Source organism: Pseudomonas sp. NY15356 (assembly GCF_048068175.1).
GTDB lineage: Bacteria > Pseudomonadota > Gammaproteobacteria > Pseudomonadales > Pseudomonadaceae > Aquipseudomonas > Aquipseudomonas putida_K.
On record NZ_JBLUPW010000027.1, the window covers coordinates 56,132 to 62,679 of the forward strand.

6 protein-coding genes are annotated in these 6,548 nt (G+C 65.4%); 3 read left to right on the forward strand and 3 right to left on the reverse strand.

Annotated features, from left to right (window positions below; translation table 11 throughout):
• Positions 1–29: 29 nt before the first annotated feature.
• On the reverse strand, positions 30–929 hold the full coding sequence (gene lpxO, locus ACNFCI_RS19170) for a lipid A hydroxylase LpxO (protein WP_084857663.1): 900 nt from the start codon (positions 927–929) through the stop codon (positions 30–32).
• Positions 930–1,123: 194 nt separating this feature from the next.
• Here lpxO and thpR point away from each other — a divergent pair, with 194 nt between their 5' ends.
• Positions 1,124–1,669 carry an RNA 2',3'-cyclic phosphodiesterase gene (thpR, locus tag ACNFCI_RS19175; RefSeq protein ID WP_368830115.1) on the forward strand — a complete coding sequence of 182 codons (546 nt, stop codon included), beginning with the start codon at positions 1,124–1,126 and terminating at the stop codon, positions 1,667–1,669.
• A gap of 305 nt (positions 1,670–1,974) precedes the next feature.
• Positions 1,975–3,180 carry a sugar transporter gene (locus ACNFCI_RS19180; RefSeq protein ID WP_324812779.1) on the forward strand — a complete coding sequence of 402 codons (1,206 nt, stop codon included), beginning with the start codon at positions 1,975–1,977 and terminating at the stop codon, positions 3,178–3,180.
• Between the two features lie 16 nt (positions 3,181–3,196).
• Here the strand turns inward: ACNFCI_RS19180 and ACNFCI_RS19185 are convergent, their stop codons facing one another.
• Positions 3,197–4,096, reverse strand: a complete 900-nt coding sequence (locus ACNFCI_RS19185) for a LysR family transcriptional regulator (protein ID WP_368830116.1) — start codon at positions 4,094–4,096, stop codon at positions 3,197–3,199.
• Between the two features lie 103 nt (positions 4,097–4,199).
• Between ACNFCI_RS19185 and nfsB the strand changes: the two genes are divergently transcribed.
• Positions 4,200–4,850 (forward strand): oxygen-insensitive NAD(P)H nitroreductase, encoded by a 651-nt coding sequence (gene nfsB, locus ACNFCI_RS19190; protein ID WP_084857500.1) that lies wholly within the window; start codon positions 4,200–4,202, stop codon positions 4,848–4,850.
• A 52-nt stretch (positions 4,851–4,902) separates the two neighbouring features.
• Here nfsB and ACNFCI_RS19195 read toward each other — a convergent pair whose 3' ends face one another.
• On the reverse strand, positions 4,903–6,351 hold the full coding sequence (locus ACNFCI_RS19195; RefSeq protein WP_416768114.1) for an MFS transporter: 1,449 nt from the start codon (positions 6,349–6,351) through the stop codon (positions 4,903–4,905).
• Positions 6,352–6,548 lie beyond the last annotated feature (197 nt).

Consider the following 6,548-nt stretch of genomic DNA (forward strand, 5'->3'; position numbering starts at 1 on the left):
CTACCCTTGCCCGCCTCTCAGGGGCCGCGTCAGATGTAGATGAAGAACAGCACCAGCGCCGCGACCACGGCCCACTTCTCCAGGTAGTAGCGGGTACGGTTGCGTTTCTTCATCGCCTTGCCGCGTTCGCGAATCTTGTAGATGCGGGTGAACAGGCGGTTGATGCCGCCGGTCTTGTCATTGGCATCGTTGGGCGCGGCGGCGGCGGCCATGACGTTGCGGCTGAACCAGCGGTTGAAGGCAGTTGCCCAGCGGTACTTGAGCGGGCGCTCGACATCGCAGAACAGAATGATGCGATTGTGGTCGGTGGTGTTGGCAGCGTAGTGGATGTAGGTCTCGTCGAACACCACCGCCTCGCCGTCGCGCCAGGAATACTTCTGGCCATCGACATCGATGTAGCAGCCGTCGTCGTTCGGTGTGTCCAGGCCCAGGTGGTAGCGGTAGGAGCCGGCATAGGGGTCACGGTGACGTACCAGTTTGGCGCCCGGCGGCAGGGTGGCGAACATGGCCGCCTTGACCGTACCGATGCCCTGCAGCAGTTCGGTGGTGCGGGGGCACAGCTTCATGGCCGAAGGGTGGCTCTCGCCGTACCACTTCAGGTAGAAGCGCTTCCAGCCGGTTTTGAAGAACGAGTTGAAGCCGACGTCGTCGTAGTTGTCGGATTTCTTGATTTCACCCACGTGCAACAACTGCTGGGCTTCTTCGCGGATTTCCTGCCAGTGATCCTTCAGCGGCTGCAACTCCGGGAACGCCTCCACCGGCAGGTAGGGCTTGGCTGGGTGCCGGGAGAACAGGTACAGGAAGGCATTGACCGGGGCGAGGAAGCTGGAGTGGTCACCCAGCTGGCGGGTCAGTTTATGGCGAACCCGACCGCGCAGGTGAACATAGGCGATCGAGAGGGCGAAGATCAGTACGAGTGCGATTTTCATGGACGGATGCTTGTCGAAATGGCCACGCGTCATGGCTTGAGCCCGCCAGCATAAACAATCATGGAGGCGCTTTGTAGGATTAATCTCAGATTGCCAGGCAGACATTGGTACGAGGTGGTACCCGCCATGAGGGGTGAGGCTCAGGCGTGCCTGTGCGATGATGCAGCCATGCCTACGCAACAGGACCCTTGCCAATGCCAGTGGATGAACGGGAAAAAGGGCAACCGTTCAAGCGGTTGTTCTTCGCCCTGCCGGTGACCGATGCCCAACGCCGGGCCATGGCGCAGTGGCGCCGAGGCCTGGGCCTGCGCAGCGGCAAGCCGGTGCCGGCGGAAAACTTTCACCTGACCTTGCTGTTCCTGGGGGACGTGGACGCGGCCTTGGTGCCTGCGCTGTGCGCAGCCGTCGACAGCCTCAAAGGCCCGGACGCGCCGCTGCGCCTGACCCTGGACCGCCTGCAGGTATGGCCACGGGCCAATGTGCTGGTGCTGGAGCCACAGGATACGCCGCCGGCCTTGCGCCGATTGGTCTATGCCCTGGAGCAGGCCGTGCTGCCGCTGGGCATCGCCGGGCAGGGCCGGGAATACCGAGCGCACCTGACCTTGTCCCGGGACTATCGCGCCCAGGTGCCGGAAGCTGCGGTGGCACCGGAGTTCTTCCTCGCCGCCCGGCATTTCACCCTCTATGAGTCACGCAAGGGGCGCTACTGGCCGTTGGCCGAGTGGCCCCTGGCAAATTGACCGTCAGGCCGGCTGCGCCTCGGCGTTGACGAACCGCTGTGCACCAAGGCACGGGCAGGTAATGCTTGAAGTGTTCGCCGTAGCTACTTTGATGGCTGTGAGGTCGAGCGCCGCCCGCGCGGCGCTCGATCTCACGGGCAGCACCTGCCTCAAGACCGATGCCGCCTCTCAAGGGTTGTGGGGCCCAGACGCGATGCGTACCATGCCGGCATTCCTTCCAATAACAAAACCGCGCGTCACCGGCCTTGAACTGAGCGGGTGATGGGCGGCCTATCGCCTTGTCTTCGGAGATCAACAACCCTTCCATGAACGGACCTACCCCTAGTGTTCTGCCGCCAACCGCCGGTACCGGCAGCTGGCTGAGTGTCGTCGCCCTGGCCCTGGCGGCCTTCATCTTCAATACCACTGAGTTCGTCCCGGTGGCGCTGCTCAGTGACATCGGCCGCAGCTTCGAGATGACCACGGCCCAGGTCGGGCTGATGCTGACCATCTATGCCTGGGTGGTGGCCCTGGCGTCGCTGCCGATGATGCTGCTGACCCGCAACATCGAACGCCGGCGCCTGCTGCTGTTCGTGTTCCTGGTGTTCATTGTCAGCCACCTGTTGTCCTGGCTGTCCCAGAGTTTCGCCATGCTGCTGGTCAGCCGCATCGGCATTGCCCTGTCCCATGCGGTGTTCTGGGCCATCACCGCCTCGCTGGCAGTGCGTGTGGCGCCACCTGGTCAACAGGCCAAGGCCCTGGGCCTGCTGGCCACCGGCACGACCCTGGCGATGGTCATGGGTATCCCCCTGGGCCGGGTGGTGGGCGAAGCCCTTGGCTGGCGTGTGACGTTCCTGAGCATTGCCGGGGTGGCGCTGGCCACCATGCTCTGCCTGATGAAATCGCTGCCGTTGCTGCCCAGCCAGAACTCCGGCTCCCTGCGCAGCCTGCCGATCCTGTTCAAGCGCCCGGCGCTGGTCATCACCTACCTGCTGGTGACCTTGGTGATCACCGCGCAATTCACGGCCTACAGCTACATCGAGCCGTTTGCCTTGCACGTGGCGCAGATCGGTGGCGAGCGCACCACGCTGCTGCTGTTGCTGTTCGGCGGCGCGGGTGTCTTCGGCTCGCTGTTGTTCAGCCGCTACAGCGACCGCTTCCCCCATGGCTTCCTGGTGGCGGCGATCGCGGCCCTGGCGTCCTGCTTGCTTCTGCTGTTGCCGCTGTCGGGCAATTTCTATGTATTCGCCGCCTTGAGCATGGTCTGGGGCGTGGCGATCCTGAGCTTCAGCCTGTCGCTGCAATCGAAGACCCTCAAGCTCGCCTCGGATGCCACCGATGTGGCGATGGCGCTGTTCTCGGGGATCTACAACATCGGCATCGGCGGCGGCGCGCTGTTGGGCAGTATCGTCAGCAGCCAGCTGGATGTGGCCTATATCGGCCTGGTGGGCGGTGCTGTCGCGGTGGTCGGGCTGGTGCTGGCCGCGGCCAGTACCGCGCGCTTTCGTGAAGCCCTGGGCAAACAGGGCTGAGCCTTGTCGGCACCGGTCATGGCGCACCGGGTGGCTGCAGCGCGGCGAAGCGCTCACGCAGCCACAGGTGCAGCTGCGACACGACAGGTGACAGCTGCTTGCGATGCGGGCACACCAGCGTCACCGGCGTCGGTTCGCCAAGGTGCTCGGGCAGCAGCACTTCCAGCTCACCTGCAGCCACATTGGCGCTGACATCCAGCCACGACTTGTAGACGATCCCTTCGCCTTCCAGGGCCCAGCGCCGCACCACATCGGCATCGTCGCTGAACAACGGGCCGCGCACCTGCACGCTGCGACTGCCCAGGCGCCACCGGTCGTACACCCGGCCCATCTGCAGGTACAGCAGGCACGCATGCTGTTGCAGCTCATCGAGCGTGCGTGGCCGGCCATGGCGCGCCAGGTAGCCGGGCGACGCCACCAGGACCCGGCGGTTCCAGGGCGCCAGGGGTAGGGCGATGTAGTTGGCGTCCTGGTTCAGGCCATAGCGGATAGCCACGTCCACCGGATCGCGGGCGAAGTCGGCGATCTGGTCGGAGAGAAAGAAGCGCAGGCTCAAATCAGGGTGTTCGCGGCGAAACGCACTGAGCCAGGGCAGCAGGAGATTGCGGCCCAGGTCCGAGGGCGCCGACACCTGCAGCACTCCGCGCAGGGTGCTATGGGCACCGTGCAGGTTGTCTCGGCCCTGGCGCAGGGTATCGAGCACGCTGTGGGCCGTGGGCAGGTACAGCTCGCCTTCGGCGGTCAGGCGCAGGCTGCGGGTGGTGCGGGCGAACAGGCGCACGTCCAGCTCGCGCTCCAGGCGCTTGATCGCCGCCGCCACCTGGCCTGGCAGCACGCCCGCCTCCAGAGCCGCAGCGGTGAAACTGCCCAGTGCACTGCTGCGCACGAACAGTTCGAGGTCGGTGATGCGCAGCATTTTCACTCCAGGGATGAAAGTGTTGTTGCATTGTGCCGCTTTTTCTTTTTCCCAGGAAAGATAAGATGCCCGGCACATTCCGTTCCCCTGAGGAGTTTCCCTGATGGATACCGTTGCCCTGGCCAAGCGCCGCTACACCACCAAAGCCTACGATGCCAGCCGTCGCATTCCCCAGGCGACCATCGACGCGTTGCTCGAACAACTGCGCCACAGCCCGTCCTCGGTCAACTCCCAGCCTTGGCACTTCGTGGTGGCCGACAGCGCCGAAGGCAAGGCACGCATCGCCAAGGCCACCGAGGCCTTTGCCTACAACACGCCGAAAATCCTCAACGCATCCCACGTGATCGTCTTCGCTGCCCGTACCGACATGACCGAAGCCCACCTGGAGGCGGTACTGGCGCAGGAAGCCGCCGATGGGCGTTTCCCTACCGAGCAGGCCAGGGCCGGCCAGGACCAGACCCGTCGCGGCTACGTGAATCTGCACCGCTTCGACCACAAGGACCTGCAACACTGGATGGAGAAGCAGACCTACCTGGCGTTCGGCACCGCACTGCTCGGCGCCGCTGCCCATGGCCTGGACGCCACGCCTATCGAAGGCTTCGACAGCAAGGCGCTGGACGCCGAGCTGGGCCTGCGTGAACGAGGCCTCACCAGTGTGGTGGTGCTGAGCCTGGGCTACCGCAGTGAGGATGACTTCAACGCAGGGCTTGGCAAATCGCGCTTGCCGGCGTCACAGGTGTTCACCTTCCTCTGAGGGCGCGGCAGGTCATCGCATGAAAACCGGCCAGGTGCGTACACCTGGCCGGTCATTCCTCCTGCGCCTGGGACAACGGGCGTGCCACCTGCTCCAAAGACCTGCGCTCGGCTGCCGTCCCCCATCGCGCCTGCACCAGCGCGGCAAAGACCATCAAGCCGGCCCCGATCAAATAGCCATACAGCACATTCGTACGTTCTCCCGTCTCGATCAGGGCGCCGAACAATGCTGGCCCGGCCAGCCCACCCAGGCCCGTGCCAAAGGCATAGAACACGGCGATGGCCAGGGCGCGGATCTCCAGCGGAAAGGTTTCGGCCACGGTCAGGTAGGCCGAGCTTGCCGCGGCGGAGGCGAAGAAGAAAATCACCATCCAGGCCAGCGTCTGCTGGGTGACGTCGAGCAGTTGCTGCTGGAACAGGTACCCGCTGATGCCCAGGAGTACGCCGGATATCAGGTACGTGGCGCTGACCATCAGGCGCCGCCCCCATACATCGAACAGCCTGCCCAACAGCAGTGGCCCACAGAAGTTGCCTAGGGCGAAGGGCAGCACGTACCAGCCGATGCGCTCGGACGGTACTCCGTAGAAATCGGTGAGGACCAGGGCATAGGTGAAGAAGATGGCGTTGTAGAAGAACGCCTGGGCGCCGAGCAGGGTCAGGCCGACCAGTGCCCGCCGCCGGTGGGCACCGAACAGGCAGCGCACGACCTCGCCCAAGGGCGTGTGGTCACGGGCATGCAGGCACAAGGGCGGGCTTTCGATGGCCGGTAGCGCGATGCCGCGCGCGCGGTACTGGCGTTCGATACCGGCGACGATACGTTCGGCCTGTTCCGGTTGGTTGTGGATCAACAGCCAGCGTGGGCTCTCCGGGATCCACAGGCGCATCAGCAGGATCGCCAGGCCCAGCACCGCACCGATGCCGAAACACAGGCGCCAGCCCAGCTCACCGCCCACCAGTGCCGGGTCGAGCAGCACCACCGACCCCACCGCGCCAAGGGCGGCGCCCAGCCAGAAGGTGCCATTGATGGTCAGGTCCACCCAGCCGCGACAGCGGGCCGGGGTGAATTCCTGGATGGTCGAATTGATCGCGGTGTACTCACCGCCGATGCCGGCGCCGGTGAGAAAGCGAAACAGCAGGAAGCTCCACAGGTTCCAGGAAAACGCGGTCGCGGCCGTGGCGCCGATGTACAGGACCAAGGTGACGAAGAACAGCCGGCGCCGGCCCAGGCGGTCGGTCAGCCAGCCGAACAGCAGGGCGCCAAGTACGGCTCCGGCGATGTAGCTGGCGCCCGCCAGGCCGATCTCGGTGTTGCTCATCTGCAGCGCCGGGCTGTCCTTGAGCGCGCCGGACACCGCGCCTGCCAGGGTCACCTCCAGGCCATCGAGCAGCCAGGTGATGCCCAGGGCCAGGACCAGCAGCGTGTGGAAGCGGGTCCAGGGCAGGCGGTCGAGGCGGGCGGGGATATCGGTGCGGTAGGCGCGGCCGGTCGGGGATTGGGGCACCAGGGGCTCCTGTCTGCTGGCGAGTGTGCGCATGGCAGTTGAGCCGCTGGCGGGGGGAGAGTTCATGTTTTTAAGCGTTTGGCGTAACGGCGTCGGGGGGGGGGGTGGGTTAGGGCCCCCCCCCCCCCGCCCCCCCGCACACCCCCCCCCCCCCCCCACACACCAACACCCCAACACCCCCCCCCCCCCCCCCCCCC